The sequence below is a fragment of the Streptomyces sp. NBC_00887 genome (assembly GCF_045207585.1).
On record NZ_CP108788.1, the window covers coordinates 5975573 to 5996155 of the forward strand.

The window sequence follows — 20583 nt, forward strand, 5'->3', positions numbered from 1 at the left end:
GCCTGCGCTCACGTCCCTGCCAGCTGGACTGCCTAGCCTCACCCCTCATGACAGAGAATCAGGGACCCGCACACACAAAGGATCTGACCCGCCGACGCGTGATCCTCGCAGGTGGTGCGGCCATAGCCGCCGCAGGCATCGGTGCCGGAGCCGTCGCGACTGCCTCGGCCGGCGAGGAGAAGAGCGGCAACAGCAAGAAGTCCGGTGAGGGCGAGGAGTGCTACCGGCTGACCTCGGAGACCACCGAGGGCCCGTACTACATCGACGCCGACAAGATCCGGAGGGACATCACGGAGGACAAGGAGGGCATCCCGCTGACCCTCCGGCTCAAGGTGATCGACTCCGACACCTGCAAGCCGCTGAAGCGGGCCGCCGTCGACATCTGGCACTGCGACGCGCTGGGGATCTACTCCGGTTACGAGAGCATGAGCCAGGGCGGCCCCGGCGGTGGCGGGACCCCGCCGAGCGGCGCCCCCACGGACGCGCCGACCGATGCCCCGACCGACGCGCCCACGGGCGCACCGACCGGCACTCCCCCGTCCGGCGGCCCCGGCGGCGGCGGTGGGCACAGCGAACCCACCGACGACGAGCGGTACCTGCGGGGCACACAGCTCACGGACAAGCACGGGTACGTGGAGTTCACGACGGTCTTCCCCGGCTGGTATCAGGGCCGTGCCGTGCACATCCACACGAAGGTGCACGTCGGCGGGAAGATGACCGACGCCGGGTACGAGGGCGGGCACACCTGCCACACCGGCCAGTTCTTCTTCGCCGAGTCCGCGGTCCTCGACGCGGCCAGGATCGAGCCGTACTCGACCAGCACCACCACCCGCACGACGCTGACCGAGGACACCATCTACGACCAGAGCGGTGTCACGGGCGGGCTGCTCAAGCTCACGTACGGCAAGGGCCGCATGGCGCGCGGTGTGACCGGCTCGATCACGATGGGCGTCGACCCGGACGAGACCAACGACGGCACCGGTCTCTGAGGTTCTCCGTCACCTTGAGGAGGGCCTGGAACCCCACGGTTCCGGCCCTTCTCCCCGCGCACGGACAACTGCGCGGAACTCGCCCCGCCCCGGGTGCATGGAACCCGTACAGCCGGATGGCCCCGGTTCCGATTCGACGCCGCGGGGCCCGGCAATGACTGGCACCGAAGAAGACCGACCGCCCGTCATAGAGGAGCTCCGCACCGTGTCCCTCCTGCGCCGCCCGTATGCCCTTCTCGTCGCTCTGTTCCTGCTGGTCATCGGCTGCTCCGCCGGTGCGGTGCAGACCTCGGCGCCCCGTGGTGCCGCCGGTCCCGAGTCCGCGGCATCCCTCTCCCCCTCTCCCGAGCCCGTCCGCCCCCGGGAGATTCCGGGGCTGGGCCCGGACACCCGGGCGCAGATTCCGGACTCGGCCCGGCAGGCCGTCGTGGTGACCGGTGAGGGACCCGACGCCAACCGCTCCACGGCCGTGCTCTACACCCGCGACGGCCCCGCTCTCGGCTGGAGACCGGAAGCAGGGCCCTGGCCCGCCCACAACGGTAGGGAGGGCTGGACGGACGTCCACAAGGCTGACGACCTCAGATCACCCATCGGCGTCTTCAGCCTCACCGACGCGGGCGGCCGCCTCGCCGATCCCGGTGCGCTGCTTCCGTACGACGAGCAGCCGCGCTTCGCGGTGAGCGGCGAGGGCTTCTTCGGGGAGTCCCTGGAAGGGTCCTTCGACTATGTCGTCGCCATCAACTACAACCGGATCCCCGGGGTGACCCCCTTGGACCGCACCCGGCCGCTCGGCGAGGAGAGGGGCGGCGGCATCTGGATCCACGTGGACCACGGCGGCCCGACGCAGGGCTGTGTCTCGCTTCCCGAGGAACGGATGAGGGAGCTCCTGCTCGTCCTGGACCCGGTGAAGTACCCCGTGATCGTGATGGGGGACGCCGCTGCGCTGGGGGTGTGAGCACGGTACGCACGGAGCCCGGGACCGATGGCCGGTCCCGGGCTCCTCCGCTGCCTGCGTAAGGTCGCGTACTCTTAGGCGGGCTTCTCCTCCAGGCGCGGGAACAGCACCGCGCCCTTCGTCACCGTCGTCCCCACGGACAGCTGTCCCCAGCGGCCCGCGTCCTGCACCCGCTGATCGCTCAGGGCGCCCAGCGACGCCTCGGCGCCGAGGGACTCCCACAGCTTCTGCGAGGTGTCCGGCATCACGGCATTGAGCAGGACCGCGACACCGCGCAGCGACTCGGCCGCCGTGTACAGGATGGTCGCGAGCCGGGCCTGGCCCTCCGGCGACTCGTCCTTGGCGACCTTCCACGGCTCCTGCTCCGTGATGTAGCCGTTGACCTGCTTCACGAAGTCGAAGATCGCCAGGATGCCGCCCTGGAAGTCCAGCTCCTCGCCGATCTTCAGGTCGGCCGTGGCGACGGCCTGCGCGAGGCCCTCCTGGACCGCCCGCTCGGCGTCACCGGAGGCCGTGGCCTCCGGGAGCGCGCCGCCGAAGTACTTGCCGACCATGGCCGCGACCCGCGAGGCGAGGTTGCCGTAGTCGTTGGCGAGCTCCGAGGTGTAGCGGGCGCTGAAGTCCTCCCAGGAGAACGAGCCGTCGCTGCCGTACGCGATGGCCCGCAGGAAGTACCAGCGGTACGCGTCCACGCCGAAGTGCGAGGTCAGGTCCTGCGGCTTGATGCCCGTCAGGTTCGACTTGGACATCTTCTCGCCGCCGACCATCAGCCAGCCGTTCGCGACGACCTTGCCGGGGAGCGGCAGCCCCTGCGCCATCAGCATCGCCGGCCAGATGACCGAGTGGAAGCGCAGGATGTCCTTGCCGATCAGGTGCACGTTCGCCGGGAACGTGCCGTCGAACTTCTCCTGGTTGGAGCCGTAGCCGACCGCCGTCGCGTAGTTGAGCAGCGCGTCGATCCACACGTAGATGACGTGCTTCGGGTCCCACGGCACCGGGACGCCCCAGTCGAACGTGGAGCGCGAGATCGACAGGTCCTGCAGACCCTGCTTGACGAAGTTCATGATCTCGTTGCGCGCGGACTCGGGCTGGATGAAGCCCGGGTTGGCCGCGTAGAACTCCATGAGCTTCGGGCCGTACTCGCTCAGCTTGAAGAAGTAGTTCTCCTCCTTGAGGAGCTCCACCGGCTTCTTGTGGATCGGGCACAGCTTCGTGCCGTCCTCGGACTCGATCAGGTCGCCGGGGAGCTTGTACTCCTCGCAGCCCACGCAGTACGGGCCTTCGTACCCGCCCTTGTAGATCTGGTCCTTGTCGTACAGGTCCTGCACGAACTCCTGCACACGGTCGGTGTGCCGCTTCTCCGTCGTACGGATGAAGTCGTCGTTCGCGATGTTGAGGTGCTCCCAGAGGGGCTTCCAGGCCTCCTCGACGAGCTTGTCGCACCAGGCCTGGGGCGTGACGTTGTTCGCCTCGGCCGTGCGCATGATCTTCTGACCGTGCTCGTCCGTGCCGGTGAGGTACCACACCTTCTCGCCGCGCTGGCGGTGCCAGCGCGTGAGCACGTCGCCCGCGACGGTCGTATAGGCGTGCCCCAGGTGAGGAGCGTCGTTGACGTAGTAAATGGGGGTCGATACGTAGAAACTCTTCACGCCGTCGCCCCCTTGCTTCTCGGATCCAGTGGCCGCCATGGTCGAAATCCTAACGGTCCGTGGGAGCTCCACTCACATCGATAAATGCGGCCCGGCACTCGGAGAGCTTTGCGAGACATTCCTTCCCGTACCAAAGACGCATCCTGGGAGGAGTGGGCACGCGTGCACGAGGCGGGAGGATCCTGATGCTCACCGCCTCGGGGACCATGGAGGACCGGGTGGAAGGGCTCGGGCTCGGGACTCGGCCTATCGCTCGTACGTTCTCTTGCGGTGGCTCACGGCGGTACGGTCACGGCGGTACCCGGCCCGGGGGCGGGTTCGCCGTGACCGTACCGCCGCCGGTGGATCAGTCCCCGGCGACGATTCCGCGGGCGGCTGCCCAGGCGGGAAGCCCGGCGAGCACCTCGCGGTAGAACGTCGCGTCGGGCACCTCGCGCGGGGCCGGACCGGCGTGGAAGAAGCCGGCGTTCTCGACGTCCAGCCTGCGCAGGAAGTCGAAGCCCTTCGCGTCCTCGTCGCCGAAGGCGACGAACTGGAAGAACAGCGGCAGTCGTGCCGCGTCCGCCAGCGCCTGCTTCGCGGCCTGCTTGGCGTCCGGGGCGCCGTCCGTCTGGAAGATCACCAGCGCGGGCCCGGTGGCCTCGGACTTCTCGTAGTGCGTGACGATCTCCTCGACGGCCCGGTGGTAGTTGGTACGTCCCAGGCGTCCGAGACCCGCGTGCAGCTCGTCGATCCGGCCCTCGTGGGCGGTGAGGTCGATCGCGCCGGTGCCGTCGATGTCGGTCGAGAAGAAGACGACGGGCACGGTGGCGTTCTCGTCCAGGTGCGCGGCGAGTGCCAGGGTGCGGTCGCCCAGGTGCTGCGCGCTGCCGTCCTTGTAGAACGACCGCATCGACCCGGACCGGTCGAGCACCAGGTAGACGTTCGCCCGGAGGGCGGTGAGCCCGTGCGCCTCGAGCGCGGCCTGCGCCGCCTTGTACGGGGCGACGAGTTCGGGCGCGGCGGCCTTGATCCGGGCGAGGGTGACGGCGGGCTTACCGCCGACAGCGGGGGCCGGGGCGGCTGCGGGGGCCTCGACGATCTCGACGACCGGCTCGGCCTCGACGACGGGCTCGGCCTCGACGACCGGCTCAGGGGCGGCCTCGACCTCAGCGGCCTCGACGACCGGCTCGATCTCGACGACCGGCTCGGCCTCGACGACGGTCTCCGCCTCGACGACCTCGGCGACCGGCTCGGCTGCGGGGGCCTCGACGATCTCGACGACCGGCTCGGCCTCGACGACGGGCTCGGCCTCGACGACCGGCTCAGGGGCGGCCTCGACCTCAGCGGCCTCGACGACCGGCTCGATCTCGACGACCGGCTCGGCCTCGACGACCTCGACGACAGGTTCGGGCACGATGGCCGACTCGGTGACCGGGGCCTCGTGGGCGGCCTCGACCTCAGCGGCTTCGGCGACCGGCTCAGGGGATGCCTCGGCCTCGACGGCCTCGACGACCGGCTCGGCTTCGACGACCGTCTCGGCGGGCTCGGCGACCACGACGGGCGCCTGCTCCGGCTCCGCGTCGATGTCGATCGTGATCGGCGCCGGGTCAGCCGGCTCGTCCGCAACGGTCTTGGTCTCCGCGACGGTCGCGGTTGCCGCAGCCGGCTTGGCGTCGGGAGCCGACCCCTGTGCCGGAACCGTCGGCGTGGGCCCGGAAGCTGAGGTGGATGTGGTGGTGGCCGCCTTGTCGAAGGCCTCCGCCACCAGGTCCGTTGCCAGTCCGTTCTCCCGGTCCGCGGTGGACCGCGTGGAAGAGGAGGAGGCCGGTGCCGGTACCGAGGCCTTCGCGGGCTCGGCCGCCGAAGTGGTGGTCTCCGGCTCCGGCTCCGTGGGCTGGGTGCGCCCGGCCTGGGGCGGGACGGTGGCCGTGACCGGCTCGTCCTGCTCCGTGCGGCCGAACACCTTGCGCAGCAAGCTCCGAATGCCCATGGGCGAGGCCTTTCGCATGAGTTGGTGGCGATAAATGTCCGTACTGCGGGAATTGATCCCTGGCCAGGGCGGATACGTAAGGTTAGCGGCCGGATCCGGCCGTTCGGTGGCGCGGCCCGCCCCTGTGTCAACCGAGCTCCAACCGAACTCCAATTGAGCCCTGAGACCAGCGGTGGCCAGGACTTCACCCCTCGTTCACCGGCTGTCCCTCGTACCGCGTGGATGCACACCTACCGTCACGCAGGACACAGACGGAGGGACGAACAACGTGCGCAATCTGCTGCCGCTCATCGGCTCGCACCAGGGCGGGCGCTCTGCGCTGACGTGCCGCTACCGCTGCGGTGACGCCTGTTTCCAGGAGATACCGAACACCAGCGGAAACGAGTACGCCGGCGACATCATCGCCGGTGCCCTGTCGCGCCGGTCGATGATGCGCGCCGCCGCGGTGGTGACCGTCGCCGCTGCCGCCGGAACCGCCGCTCTCACCGGCCCGGGCGCCCCGCGCGCCGAGGCCGCCGCGCTCGCGGGCCACGGCCACACGCCGAAGCCCCCGCACCAGAACACCCCTTCGGGCGCCCGCGGCCTGCGCTTCGCGCCCGTGGCACCGAACAAGAACGACAAGGTGACCGTCCCGGACGGCTACAGCCAGAACGTGGTGATCCGCTGGGGCGAGCCGATCCTGCGCGGCGCCCCCGCCTTCGACCCGGAGAAGCAGTCGGCGAAGGCACAGGCGGGCCAGTTCGGCTACAACAACGACTTCCTCTCCCTGCTCCCGCTCCCCGGCGAGCGGGGCCGCCAGGTACTGGTCGCCAACCACGAGTACACGGACGAGATCCTGATGTTCCGTGGGTACGATCCGGCCAACCCGACCCGTGAGCAGGTCGAGATCGCCTGGGCCGCGCACGGACTCTCCGTGGTCGTCGTCCAGGAGGAGAGCCGCACCGGCAGGCTCGGCCCGGTCAGCCGTCACCCGCTGAACCGCCGCCTCACCGCGACCAGCGAGTTCAGGGTCACCGGCCCGGCCGCGGGCAGCCCTCTGCTCCGTACCTCCGTCGACCCCACCGGCCGCAAGGTCCTCGGCACGCTCAACAACTGTGCGGGCGGCACCACCCCGTGGGGTACGACGCTGCACGGCGAGGAGAACTTCAACCAGTACTTCGCCAACGGCTCCAGCGACACGGACAAGCGCTACGGCATGGCGGCGAGCGCCACCGAGCGCAAGTGGGAGCGTTTCGACAAGCGCTTCGACCTGGCCCGGGAGCCCAACGAGGCGCACCGCTTCGGCTGGGTCGTCGAGCTCGACCCGTACGACCCCGACTCCGTCCCGCGCAAGCGGACCGCGCTCGGCCGCTTCAAGCACGAGGCGGCGCAGCCCCGGCTGACCGCCGACGGCCGCCCCGTCGTCTACATGGGCGACGACGAGCGCTTCGACTACTTCTACAAGTTCGTCTCCAGCAAGAAGATGAAGAAGGGGAACTCGCGTGCCGCGCGCGAGCACAACCTCACCCTGCTGGACGAGGGCACGCTGTACGTCGCCAAGCTGACCGGTGACTCTCCGGCCGCGGAGTTCGACGGCACGGGCAAGCTGCCCTCCGACGGCGAGTTCGACGGCAGCGGCGTCTGGATCCCGCTCGCCACGGGCAGCACCTCGCACGTGCCCGGCATGACCGCCGAGGAGGTGTACGTCTTCACGCGCCTGGCCGGTGACAAGGTCGGAGCCACGAAGATGGACCGCCCCGAGGACGTCGAGCCGTCGCCGCGTACCGGCCGTGTCTACATCGCTCTCACCAACAACACCGACCGCGGCAAGGCGGGCAAGCCCGGTGCGGACGAGGCCAACCCGCGCAACGCCAACAAGCACGGCCAGATCCTGGAGCTCGCGGAGAACTGGGACGACCCGGCGGGGGACGGTTTCGCCTGGCGGCTCTTCCTCGTCGCGGGTGACCCGAACGACCCGTCGACGTACTTCGCGGGCTTCCCCAAGGAGAAGGTCAGCCCCATCTCCTGCCCGGACAACGTGGCCTTCGACGACCACGGCAACCTGTGGATCTCCACGGACGGCGCCCAGCTCGGCTCGCACGACGGCCTGTTCGGTGTCGCGACGCAGGGCGAACGGCGGGGTGAGCTCAAGCAGTTCCTGACCGTGCCGTCCGGCGCCGAGACCTGCGGTCCGGTGATCCAGGACCGCCGGGTCCTGGTGGCCGTGCAGCACCCGGGCGAGATCGACGGCGCGTCCGTCGAGAAGCCGGCGAGCACCTGGCCGGACGGACCCGGCCGGATCGTCCGTCCGTCCGTCGTCGCCGTCTGGCGCAAGGACGGCAGCGACATCGGCGTCTGAACCGCCCCGATTCCCCTGCCGCTTTCGGTAGACATCAGGCCTGTGCCCATGCGGTGCAGGGTGCAAGCGTGAGATGCACGGCTACAACATGGCCGAGGTCATCGGCGACTTCGGTTCCTGACCCCGTCCGGGGCGCCTCACCGCACTAGAGTCGGTTGCATGGTTTCCGGTGAGGCGCCGCAGGCGGAGGGAAGTGTCCGGGTCGACGTCTGGATCTGGTCGGTCCGGCTGACGAAGACCCGGTCGCAGGCCGCTGCCGCCTGCCGGGCAGGGCATGTGCGGGTCAACGGCGAGCGGGCCAAGCCCGCCCAGGCGCTGAACGCGGGCGACGAGGTACGGCTGCGGCACGCGGGCCGGGACCGGATCGTGGTCGTCTCCAAGATCGTGAAGAAGCGTGTCGGGCCGCCGGTCGCCGCCGACTGCTTCGTCGACAACAGCCCGCCCCCGCCGCCGCGCGAGGCCGCGATCCAGGTCCCGGTCCGCGACCGCGGCGCGGGACGCCCGACCAAGCGCGACCGCCGGGAGATGGAACGCCTCCAGGAGCGGGGACCCGGCCCGTCCTAGGGCTTCTCGTCGAAGGACCGGCTTCACAGGACGAAGACGGTCTTTCCGCGCGCACCGCCCGTGCGGTTCTGGGCGAGCGCCTGCGGGGCCTTCTCCAGAGGGAGTTCGGCGTCCACCGGCACGGCCAGCTCGCCCTGCACCGCGCGGGCGGCCAGTGATTCGAGCAGTTCCGCCGCGGGGGCGAGCCGGAAGTCGACCCGCGCGACGCCGGGCGGGCCCGCGACCCCCCGGGTGGTGACGGCGACACCGCCGTCGCGCACCAGCGCGGCATGCGCGGCGAAGTCGTCCGGGTCGGTGGAGACCAGGTCGACGAGCGCGTCGACACCGTTCGGGTACACGTCCCGTACCGCTGCGGCCAGCTCACCGGGACCGAGGGTCGTGTCGACCGCGGCGGCGGCGCCGAACGCCCGCATCCGCTTCTCCTCGTCGCCCCGTACCGCGGCGACGACCCCGATCCCCCGGGCGGCGGCGAGCTGGGTCAGGAAGGTGCCGACGCCGCCCGCCGCGCCGATGATCAGCAGACTCCGGCCGCTGCGGACCGCCGTGCCCCCCAGAATCTGCGCGGCGGCCGTCCCGGCGGACGGGAGAGCCGCCGCGATCTGGAGCGGCAGGTCGCGCGGCACCAGGGCGATCGGGGAGTCCTGCGGCACGGACACGTACTCGGCGTACGCCCCGCAGCGCCCGACCGGGGGCGCGGTCACCCGGCCGAAGACGGCGTCACCCACCCGGAAGCGGTTGTCGCCGCTGCCGATCATGTCCACCCGGCCCGCGAAGTCGACTCCGACGATCAGCGGGAAGGTATGGGGAGCAACCCCGTCCAGGGCGCCGTCCGCGGTCTGCCAGTCGAGCGGGTTGAGCGCCGCGTACTCGATCTTCACCCGTACGTCGCCCGCATCGGGATCGGGCTTCGGCACGTCGACGAGACAGGGCTCCGCACAGAACGCGCTGACAGCGATGGCTCGCATACGGCAGACCTCTCAGTCGCCCCCCTGCTCTCACGGGTCCCACTTTCGCCCGGCCCACGTGCCCGCGCATGTCGGAGGCCGGCGGGCCGGAGCCACCCTCCTACGTCCCGGCGTTCCGTCCGGCGCCCCGCCGCGCCGACACGTACCGTCCCACCAGTCCGCCGACCACCAGGACCGCGCCCACCACGATCACGATCCACACGGTCGTCCGCAGCGAAGCGGTCAGCGCGTCGTACACGGCCGCGGCACCGCCCCGGTCGCTGCCCGGCACCTCGTCCAGCACCCGGTCGCGGCCCACCGCGACCAGGATGCGCAGCACGATCGCGCCGAGCACGAGCCCGCCGCCCACCATGGCGGCGGTGCCCAGCCCGGCCCGCACACCTCCCCGTACGAGCGCGAGACCCAACACCAGGACGAGGAGCACCACCGTCCCCACGGCCGGCCAGACGCCGCACCGGCGCAGCCACTGGAAGGAGCTCCGCAGGTCGTCCGCCCGGTCGGCCGAGAGCACCGTGATCGCGGTGCTCCCGACCGGGATCTGGTCGGCGAACGGCACTCCGGAGTTCAGCAGTTCCCCTTTGACCTGCTCGATCACCGGCGCCAGATCGATGATCACCGGCTGCCCGCTGTCACCGTGCAGCGCGGCGGTCACGGCGTGGTGCGCCGTCCGGTTCGCGGTGTCCCAGGCCCGCTGGAAGGACTCGGTGGTGGTGAACGACTGCACGGTCTCGTGCAGGAACTGCTCCAGGGTCTCCTGGAGCGGGCCGAGGTCGATGTTCTTCATCGCCTCGTCGGTGACCAGGGTGGCGACGGTGTTCTGGACATCGGGGTCGGAGGCCAGCGGGGAGACGGCGGCCAGGTACCGGTCGGTGTCGTCGATCTCCAGGTCGACCCACGCGGAGAGCGCGCTCACCGGCACCAGCACGGCAAGCAGGACCAGCAGTACTGCCGACAGAGCCGCTGAGATGTAGGTCCGCACACCACCCAGACAATCCCGTGCGGGGCCGAGGCGCTCCGGGCCGTAGCCCATTCGAGTTGCCGGTCGGCGCGGTCGGGTGTGCCCTGGAGTGACGGAGGACGGGGGCGAGGGAAGGAGCTGTCCGCCATGGCCACTCACGCAACGATGCCGACGCGCCGACGCATGCATGCCCGCACACCGGCACGGCGGACGCACAGCGCGCTCGCCTGGGCGCTGCCCCTCACGCTTGGCGTGATCCTGGGTTTCTGGGCCTTCTTCATCCGGCGCGACGGCGGGGCGACCACCGGCGGGCAGATCTGGCTCGGTGTCGTGTCAGGAGTGGCCTTCGCCGCGCTGTGTTTCGTGCTGGGCAGGGTCGGGCCCGCCCTGCCGAGGGAGCTGCGGGCGGCAGCGTACGGCGCGCTGACCGGCATCGCGATCGGCTTCCTCTACAGCCTCAACGGCAACAGCGTGTTCTCGTCGAGCGTGCTGGGGCTGGTCGTCGGTGCAGGGATGTTCTGCTCCGCCTTCTACCTCTACTACACGCGGGAGGACTGAGCGCCGGGTCCCTCCCGGGCCGGTGCGTGGCCGCCAGATCGGATCTGGCGGCCACGCTTTTCCTTCTGACGTACCCCGCGGCGTCGTGCTCCCGTGCCATCGTGGCCCTGCCCCCCGACCTCCTCCCGGTAATCCCGGCAATCCCGACAAGGAAGGGACCATGAGTACTGAACTGGCCATCGAGACAACGGGGCTGGTGAAGATCTTCGGCGACAACCGTGCCGTGGACGGCATCGATCTCGCCGTTCCCACCGGCACCGTCTACGGCGTCCTCGGACCCAACGGTGCCGGGAAGACCACCGTCGTAAGGATGCTGGCGACGCTGCTGCGCCCGGACGAGGGCCAGGCACGGGTCTTCGGCCACGACGTCGTGAAGGACGCCGACGCGGTCCGCAGCCGGGTCAGCCTCACCGGGCAGTACGCCTCGGTCGACGAGGACCTGACCGGTACGGAGAACCTGGTGCTGCTGGGCCGGCTGCTCGGGCACTCCAAGCCCGCGGCCCGGACCAGGGCGGCGCAGCTGCTGGAGGCCTTCGGGCTGAGCGAGGCGGCGGGCAAGCAGGTGAAGAACTACTCGGGCGGCATGCGGCGCCGCATCGACATCGCCGCGTCCATTCTGAACACCCCGGACCTGCTCTTCCTCGACGAGCCGACGACCGGGCTCGACCCGCGCAGCCGCAATCAGGTGTGGGACATCGTGCGGGCGGTCGTCGCCCAGGGCACGACGGTCATGCTGACCACGCAGTACCTGGACGAGGCCGACCAGTTGGCCTCGCGCATCGCGGTCATCGACCACGGCAAGGTGATCGCCGAGGGCACGAAGGGCGAGCTCAAGGCATCCGTCGGCTCCGGCTCGGTGCATCTGCGCCTGCGGGACCCCGCCCAGCGGCCCGAGGCGGAGCGGGTGCTCGCGCTGGAGCTGGACGCCACGGTCCAGCTGGACCCGGACCCGGTGGCGCTGACGGCCACGGTCAACGGCCACGGCACGGAGAAGGGCGCGGCGGAACGGGCCGCGCGGGCGCTCGCCGAGCTGGCCAGGTGCGGCATCCACGTGGACAACTTCGCGCTCGGGCAGCCCAGCCTCGACGAGGTCTTTCTCGCGCTCACGGACAAGAAGGGGATGTCGGCGTGAGTACCGCACCGGCCAAGACCCAGACGGAAGACTTCGAGCTCGCCGCGCCGGACGCCGAGACGCTCGCCTCCCTGCTGGTCGGCCAGGAGCGGCCGCCCAGGCCCAGTGCTCTGTCGGCGTCCTTCACCTTCGGCTGGCGGGCGATGCTGAAGATCAAGCACGTGCCTGAGCAGCTGTTCGATGTCACGGCGTTCCCGATCATGATGGTGCTGATGTACACGTACCTCTTCGGAGGAGCGCTGGCCGGTTCCACCGAGGCGTACATCCAGTTCCTGCTGCCCGGCATCCTGGTGATGAGCGTCGTGATGATCACGATGTACACGGGTGTCTCGGTGAACACCGACATCACCAAGGGCGTCTTCGACCGCTTCCGTACGCTGCCGATCTGGCGGCCCGCGCCGATGGTCGGCTATCTGCTCGGCGACGTCCTGCGCTATGTGCTGGCCTCGGCGGTCATGCTCGCCGTCGGCATGATCATCGGCTACCGGCCGGACGGCGGGATGCCGGGAGTGCTGGCGGGCGTGGCCCTGCTGCTGGTGTTCTCGTTCGCGTTCTCCTGGATCTGGACGATGTTCGGGCTGCTGCTGCGCACCGAGAAGTCGGTGATGGGCGTCAGCATGATGGTGATCTTCCCGCTGACGTTCCTGAGCAACGTGTTCGTCGACCCGAAGACCATGCCCGGCTGGCTGCAGGCCTTCGTGAACAACAGCCCGGTCACCCATGTGGCCACGGCGGTCAGGGAGCTCATGGCCGGCAACTGGCCGGCGACGGACATCGCCTGGTCGCTGGGCTGGTCGGCCCTGTTCGTGGTGGTGTTCGGCACGGTGACGATGCGGCTCTACAACCGGAAGTGACTTCGGCCGTTGACCCTCCCGGTGGGGGAAGCTCCAGCATCGGCGGGACCGGACGAACCCCGTCCGGTACGAGGAGGTCGTGCGTGGAACGCGAGAGCCGGGTGGCCGGGGACGGTACGGGGCTGGTGACGATCGGGGACTTCGCCCGGCTGTCACGGCTCTCCGCGAAGGCCCTGCGCCGCTATGACGAGCTGGGCCTGCTCCGGCCCGCCCTGGTCGATCCGGTGAACGGTTACCGGTACTACGACCGGGCGCAGGCCGGGACGGCCCGGCTGGTCGCGTGGCTGCGCCGGATCGGGATGCCGCTCGCCCGGATCGCGGAGGTGGTCACGCTCGACGAGGGCGCGGCTGCCGCGGACATCCGCGCCTACCGGGCGCAGGTGGAGGCCGAAACCGCGGCCCGGCGGGAGCTGGCGGCTTTCCTCGTCGACCATCTGTCAGCGAAGGGGAACGTCGGGATGCCGAACGGCAACGAGTCCGGAAGCGGGCCGGGAACACTCGGGATCAGGTACGCGGCACTCGCCCACCCGGGTGCGGTGCGGGAGTCCCAGCAGGACACGGCGTACGCGGGAGCCAGGCTGCTCGCCGTGGCCGACGGCTTCGGGGAGGGCGGTGCCGGAGCGAGTGCGGCGGCGATCGACGCGCTGAAGCCTGCGGCACGGGGGGCGGTGGACTCCGCCGACCTGCTCGGCACGCTCCAGGACGCGGCGGACCGCGCCTCGCAGGCCGTACGGGCGGCGGTGGCGGGCGGTGCGGCTCCGGCGGAGTCGGGGACCACGCTCACCGCGCTGATGTGGACGGGCTCCCGGCTGGGGCTGGTGCACATCGGGGACTCGCGGGCCTACGTGCTGCGGGGCGGGGAGCTGTTCCACATCACGCACGACGACACCCTGGTTCAGTCGATGATCGACGACGGGTCGCTGACCGAGGACGAGGCGGCCTCGCATCCGCAGCGTGCGCTGCTGCTCAAGGCGCTGGTCGGTGCCCCGGGCGAGGACGGGGCCCGGCCGGATGTGCGGCTGCACGACACCTTGCCCGGCGACCGCTACCTGCTCTGCTCGGACGGTCTGTCCGCGGTCGTGGACGAGGCGGAGGTGAGCCGCGCGGTCATCGCGGCGGACGGCCCGGACGCGGCCGTGCGCGATCTGGTCGCCCTGGCCGGTGACGCGGGAGGTCCCGACAACGTGGCCTGCGTCGTGGCCGACATCGTCGCGCTCTGACGTCGGAGCCGTGCTCGTCATGTCGCACCCCCTGCGGGCCGGGACCAGACTGGAAGACAGGGACAGGGACCTGCCCTGAGAAGCCCTGGAGGAGCCATGACGGCCACGACAAGGAACGAGACGCCCGTTGCCTTCGAAGGCGAGGGGGCGGAACTGCGGATGAAGGAGATCGGGGGAGACCTGACGGTCGCCTTCGTCCGGTTTCCCAAGGGCACGGACATGCGCCCGGCGCTCAAGGGCCTGCCGGACGACCTGTGCCCCTGCAACCACTGGGGCTATCTCCTCAAGGGCCGGCTGAAGATGTGGACAGGTGCCGACTCGGAGTCGTACGAGATCTACGAGGAGGGGCAGGCGTACTACTGGCCTCCCGGCCACGCCCCGGAGGCGCTCGAGGACTGCGAGTACGTGGACTTCTCGCCCACCGAGGAGTTCGCCCGGGTGCTCGAACACGTCAATTCCCAGGGCTGAAACCGTCCGGCCGTGAAAGGGGCGGGCCACCGCGTGGGCGGCCCGCCCGTGAGCCGGATCAGGAGGAGGTCCTAGTCGCGGACGACGGTGACCGGGCAGGGGGCGTGCTGTACGACGTGGAGGCTGACCGAGCCGAGCAGCGTCGCCTTGAAGCCGCTGTAGCCGCGGGCGCCGACGACCAGCAGATTCGCGCCCGCGGCCCGGTCGAGCAGGGACTGCGCGGGGTTCCCGATCACGACGACCTTGCTGACCGATGCCGCGCCTTCGGCGCCGAGGGCCTCCTCCAGTGCCTCGGTGAGGGCCACGATCGCCACGGCCTGCGGGTCGAAGTCCTCCGGCAGGCCCGGCATCATGGACGCCCAGCTGGACGCGGGGTACTCCCAGCTGTTGACCGCCTCGACCGTGTCCCCGGTCAGTTCTGCCTGGCGCACGGCCCAGCGCAGCGCCTTGATCGACGCATCCGAGCCGTCCACGCCGACGACGATCCTGCCCATGTCTGCCTCCCGTTCGGTCCGATCACTCCTGGCCTGCTTCTCACCATGCCTCTATTCGTGACAACTCTAACCAGAACGGGCATCAGGGGTCTGTGGGTCGACGGCAGGCCTCAAGGTGTTCCGTTCAGGTGGTGCGCAGTTCGGCGAGCTGCTGCTCGAACGGCACGACGGCGTCCTCGCCGTCGTCGAGGGTGAGCGACCGGGACGCCCCGGAGACCGTCCGCCCCATGACCGCGGAGGCGAGTTCACCGCCCGCGCGCCGGATCCGGGAGGGCAGCCCCTCGGTGTACTCGTCGCCGGACGAGCCCCAGTCCTCGGACGCCGCGTATACGGACGTCGGCAGGACGACCGCCCGCAGGTAGGTGAAGAGCGGGCGCATCGCGTGCTCGAGGACCAGCGAGTGCCGGGCTGTACCGCCGGTCGCCGCGACGACGACGGGCTTGCCGGTCAGGGCGGTGTTGTCGATCAGGTCGAAGAAGGACTTGAACAGTCCGCTGTACGAGGCGGTGAACACGGGTGACACGGCGATCAGCCCGTCCGCCCCGGTCACCGCGTCGGTCGCCGCCTTGAGCCCCTTCGGCGGGAAGCCGGTGACGAGGTGGTTCGCGATGTCGACGGCGAGGTCGCGCAGCTCGATGACCTGTACGTCGACCCTGCGGTCCTGGCCGGACGCCAGCTGCTCACGGGCGGCGTCGGCCAGCCGGTCCGCCAGCAGTCGGGTGGACGAGGGGCTGCTCAGCCCGGCGGCGACGGCGACGATCTTCAGGGGGGCGGTGGTGAACACGGTGGTCAGGCCTCCTTCTGGGTGGCGCGGGCGGCGGTGACCGCCGGGTGGACGGGTGCGTCCGGCACGCCGGCCGGGCGCAGGGCGGCGAACTCCTTGCGCAGCACGGGCACGACCTCCTCGCCGAGGATGTCGAGCTGCTCCAGGACCGTCTTGAGCGGCAGTCCCGCGTGGTCCATCAGGAACAGCTGGCGCTGGTAGTCGCCGACGTGCTCGCGGAAGGACAGGGTCCGCTCGATGACCTCCTGCGGGGAGCCGACGGTCAGCGGGGTCTGCTCCGTGAAGTCCTCCAGGGAGGGCCCGTGGCCGTAGACCGGTGCGTTGTCGAAGTACGGGCGGAACTCCCGTACCGCGTCCTGCGAGTTCTTGCGCATGAACACCTGGCCGCCGAGGCCCACGATGGCCTGCTCGGCGGTGCCGTGTCCGTAGTGGGCGTAGCGCCGGCGGTAGAGGTCCACCATCTTCTCGGTGTGCTCCAGGGGCCAGAAGATGTTGTTGTGGAAGAACCCGTCGCCGTAGTAGGCGGCCTGCTCGGCGATCTCCGGGGAGCGGATCGAGCCGTGCCAGACGAACGGCGGGACGCCGTCCAGCGGGCGCGGGGTCGCGGTGAAGGACTGGAGCGGCGTACGGAACTTGCCCTCCCAGTCGACGACGTCCTCGCGCCACAGCTTGTGCAGCAGGGCGTAGTTCTCGATCGCGAGCGGGATGCCCTGGCGGATGTCCTTGCCGAACCAGGGGTAGACGGGGCCGGTGTTGCCGCGGCCCATCATCAGGTCGACGCGGCCGTCCGCGAGGTGCTGGAGCGTGGCGTAGTCCTCCGCGATCTTCACCGGGTCATTGGTGGTGATCAGGGTCGTGGACGTGGACAGGATCAGCTTCTCGGTGCGGGCGGCGATGTAGCCGAGCGTGGTCGTCGGCGAGGACGGGACGAACGGCGGGTTGTGGTGCTCGCCGGTGGCGAAGACGTCCAGGCCCACTTCCTCGGCCTTGAGCGCGATCGCGAGCGTCGCCTTGATCCGCTCGTTCTCGCTCGGCGTCGTACCGGTCGTGGGGTCGGTGGTGACGTCCCCGACGGTGAAGATCCCGAACTGCATGGCGCCCGCCTCCAGCTAATGGTTGAACATTGAACTAAGTGAACACACCCTACAACGGGAGACCCCGCCCCCCTATTCCGCGGGCTCCGAGCCGCCCGGGGCTGCGTACCCTGGAGCCGGGCCTGGCGCGGTGACGGAGCGGAAAGAGGTGGGTCATGAGCGAGAGCGAGAGCTGGAAGGAGCGCGGTGTCGTCCTGCGCGTCTTCGTCTACGTCTTCGCGACGCACCTCTTCGCCGGGTTCATCATGCTGCTCTTCCACGTGGGCGGCCACGCGGACAAGTGACTACAGTGGGCGCATGACCTCCGTCCCGTGCCTGAACCGGTGGCGCTCCTCCTAGGAGCGGCCACCTTCATCTGCACGGAACCAGGGCCGTTCGACATGGACGGCCCTTTTTTGCTGCCCCGATGTCCGTCGGCGGGCCGTCCTCCACGCATACGCGATCAGCGAGGAGAGCCACGTGACCGTCACAGACCTGCCGCCCGCCGGCCCCGCAGCACCCGCCCTGCGCCGCAGCGCCGAGCTGGAGGAACAGCTCGCGCAGGACCCGGGCCGATTCCGGGTCCTCACCGGTGACCGGCCCACCGGAGCCCTTCACCTCGGGCACTACTTCGGCACCCTCCACAACCGGGTGCGCCTCCAGGACCTCGGCGTGGACGTCTTCGTCCTGATCGCCGACTACCAGGTCCTCACCGACCGGGACGTCGCCGAGCGGCTCACCGAGCATGTGGAGGGGCTGCTGCTGGACTACCTGGCCATCGGGATCGACCCTGCCCGGACGACGGTCTTCAACCACAGCGCCGTACCGGCCCTCAACCAGCTCCTCCTGCCGTTCCTCTCCCTCGTCTCCGTCGCCGAGCTCGGCCGCAACCCCACCGTGAAGGACGAGATCGCGCACTCCAGGCAGTCCGCGGTCAGCGGGCTCATGTACACCTACCCGGTACACCAGGCCGCCGACATCCTGTTCTGCAAGGGCAACCTCGTACCCGTCGGGCTGGACCAGCTGCCCCACCTGGAGATCACCCGCACGGTGGCCCGCCGCTTCAACGAGCGGTACGGGAACGTCTTCCCGGAACCCGACGCGCTGCTGTCCGCCGCGCCCCTGCTGCTCGGCACCGACGGCACCAAGATGAGCAAGAGCCGGAACAACTCCGTCGCCCTCGGCGCGGACGCCGACGAGACGGCCCGGCTGATCAAGGGCGCTACCACCGACGCCGAGCGGCACATCACGTACGAGCCCGAACGGCGGCCCGGGGTGTCCGGCCTGGTGCTGCTGGCCGCGCTCTGCCTCGGGCGCGACCCGCACGACGTCGCCGAGGAGATCGGGAACGGCGGCGGTGCCGCGCTCAAGCGGACCGTGACGGACGCGGTCAACGCGACGATGGCCCCGATCCGGGCCCGCCGGGCGGAGTACGCGCGGGACATGACGTACGTGCGGTCGGTACTGCGCGCGGGCAACGAGCGGGCGAACGCGATCGCCGAGGCGACGCTCGACGAGGTGCGCGACGCGATGGGCACGCCCCGCTAGCCGCGCCGGCCCGTGGCCGAGCCTCGTCGACGGGTCACAGACGGTTCATCGAGCGCTGCCTGCGCAGCAGTTCCGCCAGCCCGCGCCGGGTCGCCGCGATCACCACCCGGTCCTCCGCCCGCAGCACATAGCCCGGATGCAGGTTCCAGACCAGGCCGGCCGGCCGGTCCGTCGCGTCGGGGCCGAAGGCGAGATCGGGGCGGCGGTCGGCCGGCGGGGTGGCGTCCAGGGCCAGGACGCGCCAGGAACCCGGGCGGAACGCCTGCTCGACGGTGTGGCCCTCCAGCTGCGGATGGCCCCTCACCTCCAGGGCGGCGAACAGCATGACCTTGCGTTCGACCGGGACCGCGCCCAGGATCTGGCGGCCCATCATGGCGACCGCGAACGACGGGGCGGCCAGGTGGGAGACGGAGCGGGAGCGGGTCAGGGCCTGCGGGTGGGCGGTGCGCAGCGTCCGGTAGACGGCGGTGGCGAACTCGTCGTCGTACAGGCGCAGCGCCACCCGCAGGTCCGGCTTCACCGAACGCGCGTACAGGGCGGCTTCGAGGTTCGTCGTGTCGACGCTGGTCAGGGCCAGCAGGGCGTGGGCCCGGCGGATCTTGGCCGCCTCCAGGACGCCCTCCTGGGTGACATCGCCGACGACCGTCGGGATGTGCATGCTGCGGGCCAGCGGGATGCCGCGCGCCTCCGGGTCCTCCTCGACGACGACGACGGGGATGTCCAGCTCCCGCAGCCGCACGAGGACCCTCGTACCGATCTTGCCGAGCCCGAGGAGTACGACATGGCCGGACAGGCCGCGCGGGGGCCGGCGCAGCGCGGACGCGGTGCGCAGCGAGCCGAACGCCTCCAGGACGGCGGCGACCAGCAGCGGCAGGAGGAGGAGTCCGGCCGTTCCGGAGAGGAGCTGGATGATCTGGCGGGACGCCGGGTCCTTGTCCCCGTCCGCCGGGTCACCCATCGCGAGCAGGTCGAGCAGGGTCAGGTAGGCGGCGTGTACGGGGCTGTCGCCGGTCGTGACGACCGAGGCGACGGCCAGGGCCACGACGGCCGTCGCGACGCCCGCTGCCGACCAGCGCAGCCGGCGCGAGAAGATGTGGCCGAGCGGGGCGCCCCTGCCGCCCATCCGGGTGGGCGTGCGGTCGGGTCCCGCCTGGCTGATCGCTTCCAGGACGACCGTGCCCCGGCCGGTGGCCGCGGCCACCGTCGCATGGTCGGGCAGGAGCTGGGGGCCTTCCTCGCCGCTGCTGTCGGAGCCCTCGGTGCCCGCGGGGTCATGGGTGGTGGAGGAGAGCAGGGCCAGCGTGCACAGGCCCGGGTCGGCGAGCTCGCCCTGCCGGGGCGGGGTGCGCTCGGCGGCGCGCAGGAGCAGGCCCTCGGCCTGGATGACCTTGCTGCTGCCCGTCAGTGCGGTGGCGGCCAGGGCGGGGGCGGCGGTGTCGGCGTCGGACAGGACGGTCGTGGAGGCGTCCAGGGCGGCCGGGTCGAGCCCCGGCATCGCGACGGCGGCCGCCTGGTCGAGCAGGGTCTCCAGGTGCTGGCCGAGCTTGCGGTTGTAGAGCCGGATGACCAGCCGCAGGCGCGGGTTGAGGCGGCGGGCCGTCAGAGCGGCCCGGATGTTGCGCTCGTCGTCGTCGTAGACCAGCGCGAGCGCGGCGGCCCGGTCGACTCCCGCCTCTTCCAGTACGTCGTCGGAGGGCTCGTGCGCCTCGATGATGCGTACGGCCTCGACCCCGGCGTTGGTGTCGCCGTCACCGGCCCCGCCCGCCCCGCCGCTGCGGTTCATCGCCGCCGACATGCGGCCGAACAAGGCTGCCGCCCGCGCGCGTTGGGTCAACGGCAGATCGGGGCGGCCGGTGTCGCGGCCCGGCGGGAGCAACAGGGTGACCCGCTCCCCGTACACATAGCGCAGCTCCACGGCCAGGCGCCGGGCGAGCGTGTCGTCGCCGCAGACCACCATGTGGCCGCTCGTGGTGGGTCGTTGGGGCTGCTGAGGAAGGGGAGGCACGAAACCCAGCATGCCTTGTCCTCTCCCGAATCTCGATCATCAGCTTTCGCTCACCGT

Annotated in this window: 19 protein-coding genes and 1 pseudogene; 12 read left to right on the forward strand and 8 right to left on the reverse strand. The window is 70.8% G+C overall.

The genetic code is table 11. From position 1 onward, the window contains the following. The first annotated feature begins 47 nt into the window (after positions 1-47). Together OG844_RS27345 and OG844_RS27350 are read left to right on the forward strand one after the other, a co-directional pair. A complete protein-coding gene (locus tag OG844_RS27345; protein ID WP_406393819.1) occupies positions 48-989 on the forward strand; it encodes an intradiol ring-cleavage dioxygenase in 942 nt (313 codons plus the stop codon). 205 nt (positions 990-1194) lie between these two features. Next, positions 1195-1944: a hypothetical protein gene (locus OG844_RS27350; protein ID WP_406393820.1), complete on the forward strand. Its 750-nt coding sequence runs from the start codon at positions 1195-1197 to the stop codon at positions 1942-1944. A gap of 74 nt (positions 1945-2018) precedes the next feature. Here OG844_RS27350 and metG read toward each other — a convergent pair whose 3' ends face one another. Then, positions 2019-3632, reverse strand: coding sequence for a methionine--tRNA ligase (metG, locus tag OG844_RS27355; RefSeq protein ID WP_406393822.1), 1614 nt, complete (start codon positions 3630-3632; stop codon positions 2019-2021). Positions 3633-3818: 186 nt separating this feature from the next. Here metG and OG844_RS27360 point away from each other — a divergent pair. Next, positions 3819-4006 (forward strand): annotated as a pseudogene (locus OG844_RS27360) (ATP-binding protein); the annotation flags it as partial. Here the strand turns inward: OG844_RS27360 and OG844_RS27365 are convergent. Further along, positions 3940-5565: a VWA domain-containing protein gene (locus tag OG844_RS27365; RefSeq protein WP_406393824.1), complete on the reverse strand. Its 1626-nt coding sequence runs from the start codon at positions 5563-5565 to the stop codon at positions 3940-3942. The pseudogene OG844_RS27360 and the gene OG844_RS27365 sit on opposite strands and share 67 nt — an antisense overlap. 268 nt (positions 5566-5833) lie before the next feature. Here OG844_RS27365 and OG844_RS27370 point away from each other — a divergent pair, with 268 nt between their 5' ends. Beyond that, positions 5834-7903: a PhoX family protein gene (locus OG844_RS27370; RefSeq protein WP_406393826.1), complete on the forward strand. Its 2070-nt coding sequence runs from the start codon at positions 5834-5836 to the stop codon at positions 7901-7903. Positions 7904-8062: 159 nt separating this feature from the next. Beyond that, positions 8063-8467: an RNA-binding S4 domain-containing protein gene (locus OG844_RS27375; RefSeq protein WP_406393828.1), complete on the forward strand. Its 405-nt coding sequence runs from the start codon at positions 8063-8065 to the stop codon at positions 8465-8467. A 23-nt stretch (positions 8468-8490) separates the two neighbouring features. On the opposite strand, the gene OG844_RS27380 is transcribed toward OG844_RS27375, so the two are convergent. Next, positions 8491-9432, reverse strand: a complete 942-nt coding sequence (locus tag OG844_RS27380) for an NADP-dependent oxidoreductase (protein WP_406393830.1) — start codon at positions 9430-9432, stop codon at positions 8491-8493. A 100-nt stretch (positions 9433-9532) separates the two neighbouring features. Beyond that, positions 9533-10411: a hypothetical protein gene (locus OG844_RS27385; protein WP_406393832.1), complete on the reverse strand. Its 879-nt coding sequence runs from the start codon at positions 10409-10411 to the stop codon at positions 9533-9535. A 126-nt stretch (positions 10412-10537) separates the two neighbouring features. On the opposite strand from OG844_RS27385, the gene OG844_RS27390 reads away from it, so the two are divergent. The 5 genes from OG844_RS27390 to OG844_RS27410 all read left to right on the forward strand — a co-directional run bounded on the left by OG844_RS27390 (position 10538) and on the right by OG844_RS27410 (position 14622). Then, entirely contained in the window at positions 10538-10948 is a 411-nt protein-coding gene (locus tag OG844_RS27390; protein ID WP_406393834.1) for a hypothetical protein, read from the forward strand. A gap of 160 nt (positions 10949-11108) precedes the next feature. After that, positions 11109-12080: an ATP-binding cassette domain-containing protein gene (locus tag OG844_RS27395; RefSeq protein WP_406393836.1), complete on the forward strand. Its 972-nt coding sequence runs from the start codon at positions 11109-11111 to the stop codon at positions 12078-12080. Then, complete coding sequence (locus OG844_RS27400) at positions 12077-12934, forward strand: ABC transporter permease (protein ID WP_406393837.1); 858 nt, start codon at positions 12077-12079, stop codon at positions 12932-12934. The genes OG844_RS27395 and OG844_RS27400 overlap by 4 nt, the downstream gene beginning before the upstream one ends. An 83-nt stretch (positions 12935-13017) precedes the next feature. Beyond that, positions 13018-14154 (forward strand): MerR family transcriptional regulator, encoded by a 1137-nt coding sequence (locus tag OG844_RS27405; RefSeq protein WP_406393839.1) that lies wholly within the window; start codon positions 13018-13020, stop codon positions 14152-14154. A 96-nt stretch (positions 14155-14250) separates the two neighbouring features. After that, entirely contained in the window at positions 14251-14622 is a 372-nt protein-coding gene (locus OG844_RS27410; protein WP_406393841.1) for a hypothetical protein, read from the forward strand. A 71-nt stretch (positions 14623-14693) separates the two neighbouring features. Here OG844_RS27410 and OG844_RS27415 read toward each other — a convergent pair whose 3' ends face one another. The 3 genes from OG844_RS27415 to OG844_RS27425 all read right to left on the reverse strand — a co-directional run bounded on the left by OG844_RS27415 (position 14694) and on the right by OG844_RS27425 (position 16994). After that, positions 14694-15116 (reverse strand): universal stress protein, encoded by a 423-nt coding sequence (locus tag OG844_RS27415; RefSeq protein ID WP_406393843.1) that lies wholly within the window; start codon positions 15114-15116, stop codon positions 14694-14696. A 124-nt stretch (positions 15117-15240) separates the two neighbouring features. Then, complete coding sequence (locus tag OG844_RS27420) at positions 15241-15900, reverse strand: FMN reductase (RefSeq protein ID WP_406393845.1); 660 nt, start codon at positions 15898-15900, stop codon at positions 15241-15243. Positions 15901-15905: 5 nt separating this feature from the next. Beyond that, the gene (locus OG844_RS27425) at positions 15906-16994 is read right to left on the reverse strand and encodes an LLM class flavin-dependent oxidoreductase (protein WP_406393847.1); all 1089 of its coding nucleotides are present in this window, start codon (positions 16992-16994) and stop codon (positions 15906-15908) included. A 155-nt stretch (positions 16995-17149) separates the two neighbouring features. Between OG844_RS27425 and OG844_RS27430 the strand changes: the two genes are divergently transcribed. Together OG844_RS27430 and trpS are read left to right on the forward strand one after the other, a co-directional pair. Continuing rightward, the gene (locus OG844_RS27430; protein ID WP_406393848.1) at positions 17150-17278 is read left to right on the forward strand and encodes a DUF6126 family protein; all 129 of its coding nucleotides are present in this window, start codon (positions 17150-17152) and stop codon (positions 17276-17278) included. Between the two features lie 175 nt (positions 17279-17453). Beyond that, entirely contained in the window at positions 17454-18521 is a 1068-nt protein-coding gene (trpS, locus tag OG844_RS27435; protein ID WP_406393849.1) for a tryptophan--tRNA ligase, read from the forward strand. 34 nt (positions 18522-18555) lie between these two features. Here trpS and OG844_RS27440 read toward each other — a convergent pair whose 3' ends face one another. Beyond that, positions 18556-20538 carry an NAD-binding protein gene (locus OG844_RS27440; RefSeq protein WP_406393850.1) on the reverse strand — a complete coding sequence of 661 codons (1983 nt, stop codon included), beginning with the start codon at positions 20536-20538 and terminating at the stop codon, positions 18556-18558. Positions 20539-20583 lie beyond the last annotated feature (45 nt).

Bases quoted from the DNA above. Each gene is read 5' to 3' on its own strand.
- OG844_RS27345 (WP_406393819.1), top strand. From the start codon at position 48: ATGACAGAGAATCAGGGACCCGCACACACAAAGGATCTGACCCGCCGA.
- metG (WP_406393822.1), bottom strand. From the start codon at position 3,632: ATGGCGGCCACTGGATCCGAGAAGCAAGGGGGCGACGGCGTGAAGAGT.
- OG844_RS27365 (WP_406393824.1), bottom strand. From the start codon at position 5,565: ATGGGCATTCGGAGCTTGCTGCGCAAGGTGTTCGGCCGCACGGAGCAG.
- OG844_RS27375 (WP_406393828.1), top strand. From the start codon at position 8,063: ATGGTTTCCGGTGAGGCGCCGCAGGCGGAGGGAAGTGTCCGGGTCGAC.
- OG844_RS27380 (WP_406393830.1), bottom strand. From the start codon at position 9,432: ATGCGAGCCATCGCTGTCAGCGCGTTCTGTGCGGAGCCCTGTCTCGTC.
- OG844_RS27390 (WP_406393834.1), top strand. From the start codon at position 10,538: ATGGCCACTCACGCAACGATGCCGACGCGCCGACGCATGCATGCCCGC.
- OG844_RS27395 (WP_406393836.1), top strand. From the start codon at position 11,109: ATGAGTACTGAACTGGCCATCGAGACAACGGGGCTGGTGAAGATCTTC.
- OG844_RS27410 (WP_406393841.1), top strand. From the start codon at position 14,251: ATGACGGCCACGACAAGGAACGAGACGCCCGTTGCCTTCGAAGGCGAG.
- OG844_RS27415 (WP_406393843.1), bottom strand. From the start codon at position 15,116: ATGGGCAGGATCGTCGTCGGCGTGGACGGCTCGGATGCGTCGATCAAG.
- OG844_RS27425 (WP_406393847.1), bottom strand. From the start codon at position 16,994: ATGCAGTTCGGGATCTTCACCGTCGGGGACGTCACCACCGACCCCACG.
- OG844_RS27430 (WP_406393848.1), top strand. From the start codon at position 17,150: ATGAGCGAGAGCGAGAGCTGGAAGGAGCGCGGTGTCGTCCTGCGCGTC.
- OG844_RS27440 (WP_406393850.1), bottom strand. From the start codon at position 20,538: ATGCTGGGTTTCGTGCCTCCCCTTCCTCAGCAGCCCCAACGACCCACC.